Genomic DNA, 17,272 nt, shown 5'->3' on the forward strand with positions numbered 1-17,272 from the left:
CCTCCTGCTGATCGCATGGATGCTAGACCTTGTCCACAGAATGCTGGTAACTCCATTCCGACCGGCGACCCAAAGCACGATTCAACGCCTCAAGCAGGATTGGACCGGTGAGGTCGAACTCCCGTTGACTCGCACCCACTCCGACATCAAGACAAGCTCACTTGTCCGCATTGACCTCATGGGGTCGGGTTCCACCCTCGGCATCCATCCGGTTGCGCTCCGCGTGCAGCGTCTCGACCTGCTCCTTGGTCAATCCGTTGTGCAGCACTTCCTTCAACGCATTCAACCATGGGATACGCGATACATCGGGCAGGTCGCGCACCCGCAAGCGAAGGTCGTAGCGTTGGTCCGACGTCATGTCCAGATACGCTTTCGCGGATGGGACGGCGGGTACCGGCAGTGGCGGCGCCAACATGAAATAGACCGCACGGCCGATAGCGGACGGAATCACGCTGCCATGGTCCTCGCCGGCGATCTCGATGAAGCGCGTCTCCATGCCATGCGCTTTCCCCACCTGTTCGGCAATGCTGCGCGCGTTGTCGACCTGGCGACGTTCCCGCAGCGCAGCCATCATGCGTTCGGCATCGGGTTGCACCCGCATGGACGGCGACGGCGTCTGTTCGTACTGGCCTGCCGTGACCAGCAGCCGGAACAGCGTCCCTTTCGTCGGCTTGGTGGCGCCCAGCCGGTCCCGGATCGACGGATCGAACCACACCGAGGGGCTGGCGGCCATGTACGACTGGAATGCCTCCGGCTTCGTTGCAAGCGCATGCAGCACGAACAAGCCGCCAAACGAATGCCCGAAGATTCCCTGGCGCTTCGGATCCGTCTTCGCCAGCGACGCGATCTTCGGCTTCAGGTCCTGCTCGATGAAAGTGAGGAAGCCATCGGCGCCACCGCTGGGCGCCTGGACACGCGGGCTGCGGCTGCCTGGCGGCGTCAGGTCCAACGTGCGCTCGATGCCGATGTCGACGCCCTCGGGATAGCCGATGCCGACCACCACGGTGGCGAGGTCCTTGGGGACGTCTGGCCTGCGCTCCAGCGCGCGCACCGACTCGAGTGCCGTGAGGAACATCGCGTTGCCATCCATGACGTAAAGCACGCTGTAGCCGCCGACGGGCGCCGGCTTCGCGGGAATCGCCACGAAGACCCGATAGGTCCGCTCGCCCGCGCTGGACGTGAGGTCGAATTGCTGCGCGCCGGGCACCACCAGGGCTTCTGCCGCCGCGGGCGCCGCCACCGTCAGCAGCGCCAGCACGGCGACCAACCACTCCATCCTCACCCATGCCTTCATCGTCTGCTCCACTCCCCTGCCGATCCGGGCATGCGCGACGTCGCCGCGCATGCCACCTGCATCACCAACGCTTGTCAAAGGACAGCACCAGCGTCCGACCCATTACGTTGGCGTTGGTCGGATCATAGGGATCCGCCAGCGCATCGTTTGCGGCGGTGCCGCCATCGATGAATGGAGGCGCGGCATCGGTGAAGTTCAACGCCGTGAAGTTCAACCGCGAATCGGTGAACAGACCACCCAACCCGGAAAGATCGTAGCCGATGTTGAAATCGAAGGTCTTCCACGCATCGATCTTCACGGGACGCGTGATGGCGACAGGGACGCCGACGGCATTCGGCTGGAAGCAGCCCGAGGCGCACTCGTAGTCGTCGACGTAGTTCATCGTCAGCGACGCATTGAGGTTGCCGTAGTTCCAGCGCACGCCCTGCATGGAGCGCAGCGGCACCGGATTGCCGACCGCACTGTACTTGCCCAGCTGGTCGACGAAGCCGGAGCCCGGCGTGGCCTCGACTTCATACGAGTTCAGCCAGGTGCCGCGCGCGAACAGCTCCAGCGAACCGGCCCGGTCGGGTTCGAAGCGGTAGCTGAAATCGAAGTCCATGCCATCCATCTTCAGCGCTGCCAGGTTGAGCTGGGTGGCGTTGACGATCATCGCCACGTCCCCTGCTGCCTGCACGGGGCCGGCACCCAGTTGGCCGAGATAACGTGGATCGTTGTTGATGATGTCCTGTACCCGAGCCAGGCTTGGATTGATCTCCAGGCTATCGAGGTAAGGCGTCGTGCCGGTGGCGAACAGTTGCGCCAGGATGCCGCCCAGCTGGCCAGCCTGGATGCGCACGATGCGGTCGTCGATCTTCAGGTTGAAGTAGCTGGCGCCGACATGCAGGCCGGGCAGCCACTCCGGCTTCCAGTCGAAGCCGAGCGTCCAGGTCTTCGCTTCCTCTGGTTTCAACGTAGGGCCGGCGCCGCCGGATATGACGATGGCCGTGAACGTACAGTTGCCTGCGCCACCCGGCGTCCCGGTCACTCCATTGAGCGGGACCAGCGTGGTGGCGCAGGGGGCGGTGTACAGGTCGGCACGCATGAACGCGCCGTTGCCGCCGGTGATCGGCTGCACCCCGTTGTAGGCGTAGCGCATCGGCGGTGCGTGGAACGAGCTGCCCCAGCTGCCACGCAGGGTCAGGCCGTCGGTCGGCTTGAAGTCGATGCCGACCTTTGGATTGAACGTGGAAAAGTCGCCCATCCCGCGGCCCCGCTCGTAACGGCCGGCGATGGACAGGTCCAGCTTCTTCGCAAAGGCCATCGCGTTGTCGTTGCTGATCAGCGGGAACGCCAGTTCCGTGAACAGCGCACCGACATCGCGCTCGGTCGTGCCGAAGGCTTCGTGCCGGTCGGACGTCGAGCGCCAGTTGAAGTCCAGCTGGCCGCCGATGTTCTCGCGGCGCCAATCCACGCCAGCCGCCAGCTTGGCGGTGCCGCCCGGCATCTGGAACAGGTCGCCGTCGACCTTGAAGCTGGCCTGCGCCAGCCACGACGTGAACTTCAGGTCCTCGTAGCCGATCAGCTGGGCCAGCACCGCGTCCGGCAACGCATCCGTGGTCCACGGATTGAACGCGGTGTAGTTCAGGCCGGCGCAGTAGTTGCGCGCCGCCACGGAGGCATTGGCCGCCAGGCCCTGGCTGCACTGGATCGAGGTCGGTGCCTGCACCTGCGAACCGCCCGCGCCCGGCAGATGGTCGTAGATGTTGGCGTTGCGCTGCACGTCCGAGTCGCGGCGCTGTTCCTCGCGGCTGTAGGACAGCGCGGCTTCACCGCGCCAGCTGCCGGCCAGATCGAACACGGCGCCGAACGACGCAGCGAACGAGTCGGCCTCGATCTCGCGCTGCAGCGGACGATCGTCGATCAGCACACCATAGTTGTTGGCGACTCCGGGAATGAAATACGGGTTGTTCGGACCCACCGTGCCATAGAGCGCCTGGTAGCCCTGGTTGTAGGTGCCGCGGCGCTGCGAATAGCGCAGGTCGCCGTTCCACTCGAGGGCTTCGCCCACGCCATGCTCGAAGCTGAAGAACGCGCTGTGGCGTTCCATCTCCGGCAGGATGTCGACCATGTCCCAGGCGTTGTAGGTGTTGCCGACGCCATCGGTCACCGCAATCAGGTTGCCGGCCGTCAGGCCCGTGCCTGCGCCGCCGGGGACGCGACGCGCGACCACGCCGTTGCCGGCCGCAGTGCCGTTGAACAGGTTGGCTTCCGCGCCAGCGCGCGCGGTCATGCGACGCCAGTTGATGCCGCCGCGGTCGCTGAAGTCGCCGCCGTTATAGATGTCGCGGTCGTTCGCCAGCACGTTGTCCTGGCGGTTGTACTCGTAACCGGCGATCAGGCCGCCGCCGTCCCATTGCGTACCCCAGGTCTGGCCGACCTGCAGTTGCTGGCCGCCGCCCTGGCTGGTGGTGCCCAGGCGCACGCTGGTGTGCGCGCCGTCGTCGCTGCGCTTGAGGATGATGTTCACCACACCGCCGACCGCATCGGAACCGTACACGGCCGAGGCACCGTCCAGCAGCACCTCCATGTGCGACACCGCATTGGTCGGGATGGATGAGATATCAACGAAGTCGCCGTACTGGCCGGAAGCCGCCACGCGCCTACCATTGACCAGCACAAGGGTCGAGAGCGCGCCCAGGCCGCGCAGGTTCACGCCCTGTCCGCCAGTCATGTTGGAACCGGCAACGCTGGAATCCTGGCCGCCCTGGACGTTGTCGGACATACCCACGCCGCCAGCGAAGTTCGCCGGCAGGTCGCGCAGGAAATCGCCGATGGTCGCCTTGCCACTGTCGCGGATCTGCTCGGCACTGATGACCTGCACCGTATTGCCCGCAGGCTCGGCGCCGCGGATGTTGGTACCCGTCACGACGACCGTGTCCAGGTCCTTCGCCGCGGCGGGAGCAACCTCCTGCGCATGCAATGCCCCGGCGATGCACATCGCCAACACCGACACACCGCCGGCGACCCCACGCGTACGACCTGCTCGACTGCTCATCATTCCCCCGAGGCTCGATTGGCTGACAGATGTATCGGTTGTGCCGGTTCCCTGCTTCCGGGCGTTGTCCCGCTGCCCATCCCGTGACGCGACGGTGTCCAGTGCGCGCGTGGAACCACACGAAATTTCGTTAGAACGGCACCCGGATAACAGCAAAGTGACAGCGCACTGTCAAGAATAATTACGATATTTTTTGCGCATTCCTGCTCTGCGCGTCGTCGATTTACAGAGAAATTACCTGATTTACATTGATAAACAATCAATTACGTGGAACCGGCCGCAGCGGGCACCTAGAAAGTTATCGAAATTTCATGCCCTGGTGCTGCACTGCGCCAACGGCGCGCGCTTGATTTTCGAAATTCCCCGCGCACACTGGCCCCATGAACCTCCAAGTCGCTCCGTCGTCCGCTCGCACGCTGGCTCGCCGCGCCTACCAGCGCCTGCGCCGCGACATCGTCCACGGCCAGCTCGCGGCCGGCAGCAAGCTCAAGCTGGAAGCGCTGGTCCAGCAGTACGACATCGGCATGTCGCCCCTGCGCGAAGCGCTGGCGCGCCTGGTCGGCGACCAGCTGGTCAAGACCGAGGATCAGCGCGGCTTCTGGGTGGCGCCGTTGTCGCTCGACGAACTCGACGACATCTCGCGCGTACGCAACCTGATCGAGACCGAGGCCCTGCGCGTGTCGATCGAACGTGGCGGCGCCGAGTGGGAGCAGCGCTTGCGAACGGCGTTCGAGGCCTTGAGCGAGATCGAGAAGGACGTGACCGAACTAGCGCCAGCGCTGCCGCAGCAGACCCTGGATGCGTGGGAGGAACGCAACCACGAGTTCCACACCACGTTGATCTCCGCCTGCGACTCGCCGTGGCTGATCAAACTGCAGGAACTGCTCTACCACCAGGCCGAACGCTATCGCCGCGTATCGCTGAGCGCGTCGCGCGGCAAGCGTTTCGTGCACGACGAGCACCAGGCGATATTCGAAGCCGCCGTCGACCGCAATGCATTGCGCGCATGCCGCCTTACCCAGGATCACCTCATGCGGACCTACGATGAAGTGCGCAAGGCGATGGCCGCCCTCGAAGCGGCCTGACGCCGGCCTCAGCCGGCAGCGCAGATCCGCGGCTGGGTCTCCAGCAGTTCCCACGTCTTCTCGAACCCGGCGACGGCCTTTGGGTCGAACGCCTTGACGCCCTCGGACACGTACAGGCCGACGATCAGGTCGCCCTCCTTGCCGTAGAAGGCCAGGATGCGGGTGAACGTGTCGGCGTCCCTGGTCGGCAGCTTCATCGCCCAGATCTGGTCGACTTCCTGCGGCGTGATGTGGCCGTGCACGCCGGCGCCTTCGTCCGCATACATGTCGTACCAGATCAAGCTGCTGCTGGCCTGCGTCTGCGGCACCGTGCTCGGAAAATTCCAGGCATGCATGCCGCCGGAGGTGAGGACGATGCCGATCTTCGTGTCGGCGCCCCAGGCGTCGACCGACTTCCATACCTGGTCGAAGAACAGCCGATTGGAACGGACGCCGTAGGCCTGCTTCCGATCCAGTGCGCTGACGACCGTCGCTTCCTTCATGCGGAACAGGCGGCTGACCGGCGGTGGTGGCGCGCCCGGGCGCGTCCGCGCATAGTAGTGCTGGATCACCTTGGCGTCGTCGGCCGAGGCGCAGGTATCGAAAGCGTGGGCGTGGCCGGCCAGGCCCAGCGTCGCGAGCAGCGACGCCGTCAGCAACAGGTTCTTCATGCGATGGCGGTTCCGTTGGGAGGAGGACGACTGACGGCGTCAGCCGATCGATTCGGGATCACCGGCAGTGAGGTAATCCCACATGCGTTCGAGCAGGCGCCCATTCCAGGTGGCGCGCGCCTGCGACTGCGCATCCGTGAAACGGGTGGGTCCGACCGACGTCGACAGGCAATCGAGTTCGACACGCGATGCGTCTTCGAGATACCACGCCAGCACGACCGCCGCCTGCAGCGATTCGCCCGCCGTCACCGCGCCGTTGCCGCGCATGACGATCGCGCGCGCATCGCCGAGTTGCGTGGCCAGCTGCGCCGCCTGCTCATCGCTGCGCAGCAGCAACGGGTCGTCCCACAGGGGTGGCTGTGGATGAAAGTAGCTGCCGAATCCATGCCGCGCGACCGGCGTCAGGCCGAGCACGCTCAGGCTCATCGTCTTCGGCGGCTGCACGCGCGCCACGCCACCGACGTCGGGGCGCAGGCGATAGATCTCGCGGTGGATGCGCACCTCCGGCAATACACCGTCCGGCAGCGGACCCGTCAACGGCACCACGCTGCAGGCGTCGTCGAGCGCCACCAGGCCGAGCGGGCGCGAGGGCGCGACCAGGAACGTGTCCGCATCGATGCGCGCACTGCAATGCCCGTAGGCGTGCACCAGTCCATGCCGGCCGAGTGCGCGCGCCGCGATACGGACCGTCCTAGACAATGCGTCGATGCAATCCGTCACGACTTGAATTCCTTGATCCCCGGCTTGGCGCCCCACTCGCAGAAACCGGGCGGCGCGAATTCGAACTGCCGCTCGCGGTACATCAGTTCGTCGGCGATGGAGCGCACGCCGGACGAGTACTCGTACACCATGCCGTCCGGCCCTTCGAAATAGAGGAAGCGCGCGGACGAAGTGGGATGCCGTCCTGGCCCGAACACCACCGGGATACCCTGTTCGCGGATGAAGTGGAACGAGCGCTGCACGTCGTCCGACGTTTCGACCTGGTGGTTGATGTGCTGTATGCCGGCGCGGTTGGTCGGGAACAGCGCGATCTTGTGGTGGATCTCGTCGATGCGCAGCAGCGGCGCGTCGCCGATGCGGTCGCTGACGCGCGCATTGCAGACCGTGGTCCAGAACGCCTCATCGCGCACCGCGTCGGTCGTACACAGGCCGACATGGCTGAAGCCGGTGATGCCGGCATCGCGCTCGCCGCGGTAACGGCGCGCACCCATCTGCGGCCGCCACACCAGTTCGATCCGGTTGCCGGTGGGGTCGCGGAACGCCACGAAGTCGCGCACCTTGCGTAGCGCCGCCTCATCCGCGGTGCCGCGATGCACCGGGTGGCCCAACCTTTCGAGCTCCGCGCCGGCCGCATCGAGCTCCACGCGGCTGTCGACTTCGAACGCCACCACCTGGTCGGCGGGATCGCCCTCGAAATAGCACAGCGTGTGCTCGCGCTGGTCGGACTTGAAATGCACCGCGCCGCGGCTGCGTTCGCTGATCTCCAGCCCGAGGATCGCCGTGGCGTAGCGCGTGGCGCCTTCCAGGTCGCGCGTACCCAGCCTGACGTAGCTGACGTCGCGCAGGTGGATCACGGCCGCGGCACTCCGCGCAGGGACGGCCTCGCCGGCGCAGCGGCACGGCCGTCGAGTTCGGGCACGCGGCATTCACTGCCCCAGCTGCAATGCGACGCAGGACCGTCGGCAAACTGGCGCGGACGCGGCGGCGCAGCGGGATCGACCTGCCTGCCTTCGGCGACGAAGGCGTACAGCACCTCGTCCGGCCCGCGGAACGTCAGGAAGACCTGGTCCGACACGGGGCGACGGCCCGGTCCGTGCGCGATCGCTTCGGACTCCTCCGGTCGCAGCCGGTAGAACTGCTGCATCACCTGATTGATGCCTTCCACGCCGAACTCGACCGCCAGCACACCGGCGCGCGAGGCGGGATGCAGCGCCAGGCGGTGATGCGCGCCATCGAAACCGAGATAGGCGGCATCGCCTATCCAGTCGGCAATGCGCATGCCGAACACCTCGGCGAACAACATCTCATCCGCGGCGACATCGGTGCTGCGCAGCGATACGGCAGCCAGGCCGGTAATTCCCGTGTCGCGCGCGGGAAAGAAACGCCACGCCTGGTGCTGCGGACGCACCACCAGTTCCACGCGCACGCCGCCATGCGTGGTGAACGCGGCAAGCGCGCGCACGTTGCGGCGCGACGCCAGCGCAGGGTCGCGTACCAGCGCGATGCCACGCGACTCAAGTATCGCGGATGCGGCCAGCAGCACCGCGTCGTCGCGCACTTCCAGTCCTACCGCCTGGCGGCGCGCGTCGTCTTTCGCGAAGACCACGCTGTACTGCCGCTCGTCCGAGCGCAGCGCGATCTCGTCTGCGCTCTCGTTCGCCACCTGCAACCCCAACTCGGCGACGGCGAACCGGCGCGCCGCCTCCGGATCACGCGTCCCAAGGACGACATAACGCAGTTGTTCGATGGCGATCTGCATGGCGCTACCTGCTGGATGGACTGACCGGAAGATGCCTCATCATGCCCGCGGCGTCGCGCTCAACCCAAGCGGCGCTGCACGATGCGGGCGAACACGCTGGCCGCGACAGGCAACAACTGGTCGTCGAAGCGGAACGTCGGGTGGTGGCACATGGCGCTGTCCATGCCGAGGAACAGGTAGGCACCCGGCCACTGCTCGAGCATGTACGAGAAGTCGTCGGAGAACGGGTACGCCCGCATGTCGGTCTTCACGTTGTCCGCGCCCAGCACGTCGGCGATCGCCTCGGCCGCCAGCGCCGCCTGTTCGGGCGAGTTGATGCACGGCGGACAGGAATGCGGGATCTGCAGATCGATCCTGCAGCCGGAGATCTGCGCCTGGCCTTCGCACAGGGCGCGCAGGCGCTTGAGCAGTTCCTCGTGCACGTCCTTGGACAGCGAGCGCATCGTGCCACTCAGCGACGCCGTGGACGGAATGATGTTGTGGGTGGTGCCGGCCTGCAGCCTACCCACGTTGATCAGTGCCGCTTCCATCGGGTCGATGTGGCGCCCGACGATGGCGCTGATCTCGACGGCCAGGCGTGCAGCGACCTGCAGCGGATCATTCGCACGGTGCGGGGCGGCGGCATGGCCGCCGACGCCTTCGATCTCGATCTCGAACACCGCCAGCGACTGCAGCGTCGCACCGGCGCGCACGCTGGCCTCGCCGCCCTTGAGCGCGGGCATGTTGTGGAAGGCATAGACCTCGTCGCAAGGCCAACGCGTGAACAGGCCATCCTCGACCATCTTGATCGCGCCGCGGCCACCCTCTTCGGCAGGCTGGAAGATCAGCACCACGCGGCCGGTGGCCGGGGGATGGGCCACCAGGTATTGCGCCGTACCCAGCAGGACCGAGGTATGGCCGTCGTGACCGCAGGTGTGGGCCACGCCCGGACGCTGCGAACGGAACGGCAGGTCGCTCTGTTCGTCCATTGGCAGCGCGTCCATGTCGGCACGCAGGCCGATGGACATGCCCGGCTTGCCACTGTCGATCACCGCGACCACGCCGGTGCCACCCAGGCCGGTATGCACCTGCAGGCCCAGGCCCGTCAGGACCTCGGCGACCAGCGCGGACGTCCGCTCCTCCTCGAATCCCAGCTCGGGCCAGGCATGGATGCGATGGCGCCACTCGGTCATGCGGGGCGCGAGGGCAATCAGGGGATCGAGCACGGTGGCCATGCGGACAGGAACTCCATTAGTAAAAGGACCGGACGGCGCGATAAGACCAGAGCCACCCGCGCTTGTCAAACATAATTTCGATATTTACGCGACAACCATCCAGAATTCGTGCATTATTCGGTTCCATCGACGTAAGAATTTCGACTTTATGTCCTGACATCCTCTCCTGGACTCGCCGCGTCACGCCATGGCGCTGGTCAGGAATTTCGTAAATCCGAATGGAATCCCTCACGGACCACCCATGACCCTTCCCGCCGCACAGCCTCACTCCTCCACGCTTCCCGTCGTGACGCATTACATCGGCGGCCAGCCGGTGACCTCGTCCCGCCCCTTGTTCGCCAACATCGACCCTGCCACCGGCCAGGTCGTCAGCCAGGTGCACGAAGCCGATGCCGACACCGTCGACCGTGCCGTGCAGGCGGCCCGCGCCGCGCTGCAGGGGCCGTGGAGCACGTTCACCGATGGCCAACGCGCTGCGGTGCTGCGCAAGGTCGCCGATGGCATCCGTGCGCGCTTCGACGACTTCGTGGCAGCCGAAGTCCGCGACACCGGCAAGCCGGTCGACCTGGCGGGCCATCTCGACATTCCTCGCGGTGCCGCCAACTTCGACGTGTTCGCCGACCAGATCGCGCAGTCGGCCACGGAAGCCTTCCGCTCCCCCACGCCCGACGGCGGCACCGCCATCAACTACGGCCTGCGCACGCCCCGTGGCGTGATCGCGGTGATCTGCCCCTGGAACCTGCCGCTGTTGCTGATGACCTGGAAGGTCGCGCCGGCACTGGCGTCCGGCAACACGGTGGTGGTGAAGCCGTCGGAAGAAACGCCCAGCACCACCACCCTGTTGGCCGAAGTGATGAACGATGCCGGCGTGCCGCCCGGCGTGTTCAACGTGGTGCACGGTTTCGGCCCCGACAGTGCCGGCCAGTACCTCACCGAACATCCCGGCGTGAACGGCATCACCTTCACCGGTGAAACGCGCACCGGCACCGCGATCATGAAGGCGGCTGCGGTCGGCGTACGTCCCGTGTCGTTCGAACTGGGTGGCAAGAACGCGGCACTGGTGTTCGCCGACTGCGACCTCGATGCCGCCGTGGCCGGCATCACCCGCTCTGCATTCCTCAACTCCGGCCAGGTCTGCCTTGGCACCGAGCGCATCTATGTCGAACGGCCGATCTTCGATGCGTTCGTCCTGCGACTCAAGGAGGCGGCGCAGGCGCTGAATCCAGGCGATCCGTGGGACGAAGACACGAACTTCGGTCCGCTGATCAGCCAGCAGCACCGCGACAAGGTGCTCTCCTACTACGCGCGCGCGCGCAACGAAGGCGCCACCGTGGTGACCGGCGGCGGCATCCCGCAGCTGCCGTCCACGTTGTCCGGCGGCTGGTGGGTGGAACCCACCATCTGGACAGGCCTGCCCGTCAACTCGACGGTGCTGACCGAGGAGATTTTCGGGCCGTGCTGCCACATCACGCCGTTCGACCGCGAGGAAGACGCCATCGCCGCCGCCAACGACACGCCGTACGGACTGGCGACGTCGATATGGACGCGCGATGTGTCGCGCGCGCACCGCGTCGCCGCTGCGATCCAGGTCGGCATCGCCTGGGTCAACAGCTGGTTCCTGCGCGACCTGCGCACCGCTTTCGGTGGCGCCAAGCAATCGGGCATCGGCCGCGAAGGTGGCGTGCACGGCCTCGAGTTCTACACGGAGTTGCGCAATGTCTGCATCAAGCTCTGACGCCGTCCGCCAGGCGGCGGACCTGCTCGGCCACGCCCTGGATGCGCGCGCGCCTTGCGATCCGGTCAAGCCCTTGATCGAAGCGGAAGGCATCGACGCCGCCTATGCGGTGCAGGCCCTGCTCACGCGCGCCGCCGAACAGAGCGGCCGTCGCGTCGTCGGCCGCAAAGTGGGCCTGACATCGGTCGCGGTGCAGAAGCAGCTCGGCGTCGACCAGCCGGACTACGGCATGCTGTTCGACGACATGGGCTATGGCGACGGCCAGGAAGTAGCGCTGTCGCGCCTGATCCAACCCAAGGTGGAGGCCGAGATCGCCTTCGTGTTCGAACGCGACCTCGACGTCGAACAACCGACGCTCGGCCACGTGCTGAATGCCCTCGGTTACGTGCTGCCGGCCATCGAGATCGTCGACAGCCGCGTGCGCGACTGGAAGATCAGCATCTTCGACACCATCGCCGACAACGCATCGTCGGGGCTGTACGTGCTCGGTGGCACACCCAAGAAGATCGACGCGTTCGACCTGCGCCTGTGCGGCATGAGCCTGGAGAAGGCCGGCGAACCCGTGTCGGTCGGTTGCGGCGCGGCGTGCCTGGGCAATCCGCTCAACGCGGTGCTGTGGCTCGCGCGCACCGCCGCGCGCACCGGCCGCCCGCTGCGCGCGGGTGACGTGGTGCTGTCGGGTGCGCTCGGCCCCATGGTGCCGGTCGCCGCCGGCGATGTCTTCGAAGCCCGCATCTCCGGCCTGGGCCGGGTGGCGGCAACGTTCTCCAGGGAGTGACGCGATGGGCAAGATGAAGGTCGCCATCATCGGTTCGGGCAACATCGGCACCGACCTGATGATCAAGCTGCTGCGCCAGGGGCGCAACGTGGAAATCGCCGCGATGGTCGGCGTGGACCCGGAATCGGATGGCCTGGCGCGTGCGCGCCGGCTCGGCGTCGCCACCACGCACGAAGGCCTCGATGGATTGCGCGCGATGCCGGAGTACCGCGACATCGCGCTGGTGTTCGACGCCACCTCCGCCGGCGCCCACCTCCGGCATGCCGAACAACTGAAGGCCGACGGCAAGCGCGCGGTGGACCTGACGCCGGCCGCCATCGGTCCGTATGCGGTGCCCGCAGTCAACCTCGACGAACACATCGACGCCGGGAACCTCAACATGGTGACCTGCGGCGGCCAGGCGACGATCCCGATCGTCGCAGCCGTCTCGCGCGTGGCGCCGGTGCGCTATGCCGAGATCGTCGCCAGCATCGCCAGCAAGTCGGCCGGCCCGGGCACGCGCGCCAACATCGACGAATTCACCGAAACCACATCGCGTGCGATCGAAACCGTCGGCCGCGCGGCGAAGGGCAAGGCGATCATCGTGCTCAATCCGGCCGAGCCGCCGCTGATGATGCGCGACACCGTGTACTGCCTGACAGAGGGCGGCGACGAAACCGCAATCCGCAGCTCGATCCAGACCATGGTCGCCGCGGTCGCCGGCTACGTGCCCGGTTACCGGCTGAAGCAGGACGTGCAGTTCGAGAAACTCGATGCCGCCGCCTGCGCCGCGATCCTGCGCCAGCCGACGGCGGCGGCAGGCCTCAAGGTGTCCGTGTTCCTGGAAGTGGAAGGCGCTGGCCACTATCTGCCTGCCTACGCCGGCAACCTCGACATCATGACGTCGGCGGCGCTGGCCGCGGCCGAGCGCATCGCCGAACTGGCGCACTGCAAGGAGGTCGCGTGATGGACACCGCGAACGACACCCCGCTCTACATCCAGGACGTCACCCTGCGCGACGGCATGCACGCCATCCGCCACCAGTACGGCCTTGACCATGTCCGCGCGATCGCACGCGCACTGGATGCCGCCGGCGTCGCCGCGATCGAGGTCGCGCATGGCGATGGACTGGCCGGGTCCAGCTTCAACTACGGCTTCGGCCGCCACACCGACCTGGAATGGATCGAAGCCGTCGCCGGGAGCGTGACGCAAGCGAAACTGACCACGTTGCTGCTGCCCGGCATCGGCACCGTGCACGAGCTTCGCGCCGCCGTCGCGGTGGGCGTGCGCTCGGTCCGCGTGGCCACGCACTGTACGGAAGCCGATGTCGCGCGCCAGCACATCGAGGAGGCGCGCCGGCTCGACATCGACGTCGCCGGCTTCCTGATGATGAGCCACATGACGCCGCCCACCGCCCTCGCCGAGCAGGCGAAGAAGATGGAAAGCTACGGTGCCTGTTGCGTCTACGTCACCGACTCCGGTGGCGCACTGACGATGGATGCCACCCGCGACCGCGTGCGCGCACTTCGCGATGCGCTGAAGCCGGAAACGCAGATCGGCATCCATGCCCACCACAACCTGTCGCTCGGCGTGGCCAATTCGGTCGTCGCCGTCGAGAACGGCGTGACCCGCGTGGATGCCTCGCTCGCCGGGATGGGGGCCGGCGCCGGCAATGCACCGCTCGAGGTCTTCATCGCCACCGCCGAACGCATGGGCTGGACGCATGGCTGCGACCTGTTCACGCTGATGGACGCCGCCGAAGACCTGGTGCGACCGCTGCAGGATCGTCCGGTCCGTGTCGACCGCGAGACGCTGAGCCTCGGCTACGCAGGCGTGTATTCCAGCTTCCTGCGCCACGCCGAGAAAGCCGCTGCCGACTACGGTCTGGACGTACGCTCGATCCTGATCGAGCTGGGCGAACGCCGCATGGTTGGCGGGCAGGAAGACATGATCGTCGACGTCGCGCTGGACCTGCTGGCGCGCAAGAACACCCGGGTGGAAGCCGCATGATGCATTACGACCTCGCCTCGCTCGCCGAGCGACTGGACGGCGCCGCGCACGATGCCACCGCCACGCCGCAGCTGGAGGAAGCGCTGACGCTTGAGCAGGCGTACGCCATCCAGCGCCTGAGCGTCCAGCGTCGCCTGCAGCGCGGCGAACGCCGGATCGGCATCAAGATGGGCTTCACCAGCCGCGCGAAGATGGTGCAGATGGGCGTGTCCGACATGATCTGGGGGCGACTGACCTCAGGCATGCTGGTTGAGGACGGCAACAGCATCCGCCTGCGCGACTACGTGCATCCGCGCGTCGAGCCGGAAGTCGCGTTCCTGATCAGCCGTCCGCTGTCGGGCCGCGTGACCGCACCGCAAGCGCTGGCCGCCGTGGAAGCGGTGGCGCCTGCGTTGGAGATCATCGATTCGCGCTACCAGGATTTCCGCTTCTCGCTGACCGACGTGGTGGCGGACAACAGTTCGTCATCCGGGTTCGTGGTCGGACCGTGGCGCTCGGCGGCGACCGACCTCGACAACCTCGGCCTGGTGATGGCCTTCGATGGTCGTCCGCAGGCGTTCGGCTCCACCGCGGCGATCCTCGGCCATCCGCTGCGTTCGCTGGTGGCCGCGGCACGCGTCGTGGCGGAAGCGGGCGAAACCCTGCAGCCTGGCGATATCGTGCTCGCCGGTGGCGCCACCGCCGCCAGCGCGCTGCACGCCGGCATCCATGTGTCGCTGGAGGTCGAATCGCTCGGCCGCTGCGGCTTCCACGTCGAGGAGTAACCGATGCCCATCCTTCATGCCCACATCCTGGCCGGCCGTACGCAGGAACAGCAGCAGGCGTTCGCGCGCGCGGTGACCGACGCCGCCACCACCCACCTCGGCGTGCCCGCGACCGCCGTGCGCGTGCTGATCCACGAAATCCCACCGGCACAGTGGTACACCGCCGGCGAACCGAAGGCGCCACCGGCGGACATGGGCTAAAACACCTCCACGCCCGACGACGTTCCCCGCACCTCCGCATGCCCCAGCAAGAGCCGCCCATGTCCGATGCATCGACGCCTTCGCACGCCGCCACGTCCACGGATTTCCCGCCGAAGCTGTGGATGTTGCTGCTGGTGGTACTGGTGGCGACGGCGGTCGCGGAGTGGATCGGCCCGATCAGCATTCCGCTTGGCCCGGCCAGCATCGTGATCCTGCCGATGCTGATGACCCTGTTCGCGACGACCGCGCTTGCCGCGTGGCATGCGCGCTTCCCCGCATGGCTGCAGCTCGGACTTCCGCTGCAGCACTACGCCGACAAGCTGCTCGGCACCGCGCTGCTTCTTTTCATCGTCAAGCTCGGCCTGATGGCCGGCTACAGCATCGAAGCGCTGCGCAAGGTCGGCTGGGCGCTGGCGTTCCAGGAACTCGGCCACGCGTTCGGCACCATGGTATTGGCGCTGCCGCTGGCGCTGCTGCTCGGCATCAAGCGCGAGGCGGTCGGCGCCACCTTCTCCATCGGCCGCGAAACGGCGATGGTGATCATCGGACAGCGGTACGGCCTGCAATCGGCCGAAGGCCGCGGCGTACTGGCCGAGTACATCACCGGCACCGTGCTCGGCACGGTGTACCTGTCCCTGTTGGCGAGCGCGGTAGCCGCCACCGGCATCTTCGACATCCGCTCACTGGCGATGGGCGCGGGTATCGGCTCCGGCAGCATGATGGCGGCGGCGCTCGGCCCGATCACCCACGGGCAGTCGCCGGACTTCGTGCGCGAGCTGACCGCCATCGCCGGCGCCGCGAACCTGATCGCCGGCGTGGTCGGCTTCTACTTCGCCGCCTATATCACCCTGCCCGCGTGCAGTTGGTTGTACACCCGTCTCGAACCCGTACTCGGCCGCACCGCGATCGCGCGCCGCGCGCCGTCAACCCGCGATCTCGACGTCGCCGCCGCACTCGAAGGCGAAGACGATCGGCCCACCCTGCGCGACAGCCTGCTGGCACTGGCGCTGATGGCTGCCGGCATCATCCTCAGCAACTGGATCGGGCACGGAATCGCGCCGCTGCAGACATTGCCGGGCGTGACGATCATGGCCTGCATCGTGCTGGCCGGCTTGCTGCTCAAGCAGCTCGTGCGCAAGCTGCCGCTGATGCTTTTCCTCGCCATCGGCGCGACGCTGGTGACCATCCCCGAGGGCTGGCCGTTGGCCGCACGCACCGCGGAGTTGATCAACCAGGTGCAGTTCATGAGCATCACTACCACCGTGCTCGCACTGGCAGGCTTTGCGGTGGCGCGCAAGCTGCCGATGTTCCGCCGCCTCGGCTGGCGCATCGTGATCGTGTCGCTGATCGCCGCCACTGGCGCGTTCATCGGCTCCGCGACGATCGCCGAACTCTTCCACTGATGTCGAACCCGGAGGCACCTTCCATGTCGAGCGACACGGATACAACATGGGCGCGGTCGGTGCAGCTGCTGCACTGGCTGGGTGCATTGCTGATCGTATCGGTCGCCGTGATCGGGCTGGTCATGGTCGATCTCGAGCGCGGCACGGATCTGCGCAAGACGATGTTCGCCCTGCACAAGTCGATCGGCATCACCGTGCTCGCACTCGCCATCGTGCGTATCGCCCTGCGCATGGCGACGCGCACACCGGATCCGCTGGCCGGACCCGCATGGCAGTTGCGTGCCGCACGCGCGAGCCACCTGTTGCTCTACACGCTGCTGTGCGCAGTGCCTTTGTCTGGTTGGCTGCTCAACTCCGTCGCCGGCCAGCCGTTGCCCTGGTTCGGCCTGGTCGACCTGCCCTCGCTGGCGGCAAAAAATGGCGACCTGCGCAAGCCGGTCGACACCGCGCATGTCGTGCTGTTCTGGTCGCTGGCAAGCCTGGTCTGCATGCATACGGCAGCGGCACTGCATCATCACGTTTTCCGCAGGGACGAAACGCTGCGCCGCATGCTGCCCTGGCGCACGCGACGCGCCGACTGACAAGCGCGCATGGCAGTCAGCACGTTCGACCTGTTCAAGATCGGCATCGGTCCCAGCTCATC

General features: G+C 66.8%; 16 protein-coding genes. 9 read left to right on the plus strand and 7 right to left on the minus strand.

Annotated features, from left to right (window positions below; all coding sequences use genetic code 11):
• Positions 1 to 157 precede the first annotated feature (157 nt).
• A complete protein-coding gene (locus tag V7060_RS18095) occupies positions 158 to 1,345 on the minus strand; it encodes an alpha/beta hydrolase-fold protein (RefSeq protein ID WP_334180604.1) in 1,188 nt (395 codons plus the stop codon).
• Positions 1,346 to 1,355: 10 nt separating this feature from the next.
• A complete protein-coding gene (locus tag V7060_RS18100) occupies positions 1,356 to 4,331 on the minus strand; it encodes a TonB-dependent receptor (protein WP_334180605.1) in 2,976 nt (991 codons plus the stop codon).
• Positions 4,332 to 4,711: 380 nt separating this feature from the next.
• Here V7060_RS18100 and V7060_RS18105 point away from each other — a divergent pair, with 380 nt between their 5' ends.
• Entirely contained in the window at positions 4,712 to 5,416 is a 705-nt protein-coding gene (locus V7060_RS18105; RefSeq protein ID WP_334180606.1) for an FCD domain-containing protein, read from the plus strand.
• A gap of 8 nt (positions 5,417 to 5,424) precedes the next feature.
• On the opposite strand, the gene V7060_RS18110 is transcribed toward V7060_RS18105, so the two are convergent.
• The 5 genes from V7060_RS18110 to V7060_RS18130 are packed head-to-tail and all read right to left on the minus strand — an operon-like array spanning position 5,425 to position 9,759.
• On the minus strand, positions 5,425 to 6,066 hold the full coding sequence (locus V7060_RS18110) for a ChuX/HutX family heme-like substrate-binding protein (RefSeq protein WP_334180607.1): 642 nt from the start codon (positions 6,064 to 6,066) through the stop codon (positions 5,425 to 5,427).
• A gap of 39 nt (positions 6,067 to 6,105) precedes the next feature.
• Positions 6,106 to 6,786 carry a class II aldolase/adducin family protein gene (locus tag V7060_RS18115; protein ID WP_334180608.1) on the minus strand — a complete coding sequence of 227 codons (681 nt, stop codon included), beginning with the start codon at positions 6,784 to 6,786 and terminating at the stop codon, positions 6,106 to 6,108.
• Positions 6,783 to 7,640 (minus strand): VOC family protein, encoded by an 858-nt coding sequence (locus V7060_RS18120; RefSeq protein ID WP_334180609.1) that lies wholly within the window; start codon positions 7,638 to 7,640, stop codon positions 6,783 to 6,785. Before V7060_RS18120 ends, V7060_RS18115 begins: the two co-directional genes overlap by 4 nt.
• On the minus strand, positions 7,637 to 8,545 hold the full coding sequence (locus V7060_RS18125) for a hypothetical protein (protein WP_334180610.1): 909 nt from the start codon (positions 8,543 to 8,545) through the stop codon (positions 7,637 to 7,639). The genes V7060_RS18120 and V7060_RS18125 overlap by 4 nt, the downstream gene beginning before the upstream one ends.
• Before the next feature lie 59 nt (positions 8,546 to 8,604).
• Positions 8,605 to 9,759: an amidohydrolase gene (locus V7060_RS18130; RefSeq protein WP_334180611.1), complete on the minus strand. Its 1,155-nt coding sequence runs from the start codon at positions 9,757 to 9,759 to the stop codon at positions 8,605 to 8,607.
• Between the two features lie 286 nt (positions 9,760 to 10,045).
• On the opposite strand from V7060_RS18130, the gene V7060_RS18135 reads away from it, so the two are divergent.
• The 8 genes from V7060_RS18135 to V7060_RS18170 are packed head-to-tail and all read left to right on the plus strand — an operon-like array spanning position 10,046 to position 17,210.
• Positions 10,046 to 11,494: a 2-hydroxymuconic semialdehyde dehydrogenase gene (locus V7060_RS18135; protein ID WP_334180612.1), complete on the plus strand. Its 1,449-nt coding sequence runs from the start codon at positions 10,046 to 10,048 to the stop codon at positions 11,492 to 11,494.
• Entirely contained in the window at positions 11,475 to 12,272 is a 798-nt protein-coding gene (locus V7060_RS18140) for a fumarylacetoacetate hydrolase family protein (RefSeq protein WP_334180613.1), read from the plus strand. The genes V7060_RS18135 and V7060_RS18140 overlap by 20 nt, the downstream gene beginning before the upstream one ends.
• Positions 12,273 to 12,276: 4 nt before the next feature.
• Positions 12,277 to 13,218, plus strand: coding sequence for an acetaldehyde dehydrogenase (acetylating) (locus tag V7060_RS18145; RefSeq protein ID WP_334180614.1), 942 nt, complete (start codon positions 12,277 to 12,279; stop codon positions 13,216 to 13,218).
• On the plus strand, positions 13,218 to 14,261 hold the full coding sequence (gene dmpG, locus V7060_RS18150) for a 4-hydroxy-2-oxovalerate aldolase (RefSeq protein WP_334180615.1): 1,044 nt from the start codon (positions 13,218 to 13,220) through the stop codon (positions 14,259 to 14,261). The genes V7060_RS18145 and dmpG overlap by 1 nt, the downstream gene beginning before the upstream one ends.
• Positions 14,258 to 15,025, plus strand: a complete 768-nt coding sequence (locus V7060_RS18155) for a fumarylacetoacetate hydrolase family protein (RefSeq protein WP_334180616.1) — start codon at positions 14,258 to 14,260, stop codon at positions 15,023 to 15,025. The genes dmpG and V7060_RS18155 overlap by 4 nt, the downstream gene beginning before the upstream one ends.
• 3 nt (positions 15,026 to 15,028) lie before the next feature.
• Entirely contained in the window at positions 15,029 to 15,226 is a 198-nt protein-coding gene (locus V7060_RS18160) for a tautomerase family protein (RefSeq protein WP_334180617.1), read from the plus strand.
• Between the two features lie 59 nt (positions 15,227 to 15,285).
• Positions 15,286 to 16,629: a DUF3100 domain-containing protein gene (locus V7060_RS18165; protein ID WP_334180618.1), complete on the plus strand. Its 1,344-nt coding sequence runs from the start codon at positions 15,286 to 15,288 to the stop codon at positions 16,627 to 16,629.
• Between the two features lie 23 nt (positions 16,630 to 16,652).
• Positions 16,653 to 17,210 carry a cytochrome b gene (locus V7060_RS18170; RefSeq protein WP_334180619.1) on the plus strand — a complete coding sequence of 186 codons (558 nt, stop codon included), beginning with the start codon at positions 16,653 to 16,655 and terminating at the stop codon, positions 17,208 to 17,210.
• Positions 17,211 to 17,272 lie beyond the last annotated feature (62 nt).

Origin of the sequence: Pseudoxanthomonas sp. (assembly GCF_036845285.1) — a bacterium.
In the GTDB taxonomy this organism is placed as follows: domain Bacteria; phylum Pseudomonadota; class Gammaproteobacteria; order Xanthomonadales; family Xanthomonadaceae; genus Pseudoxanthomonas_A.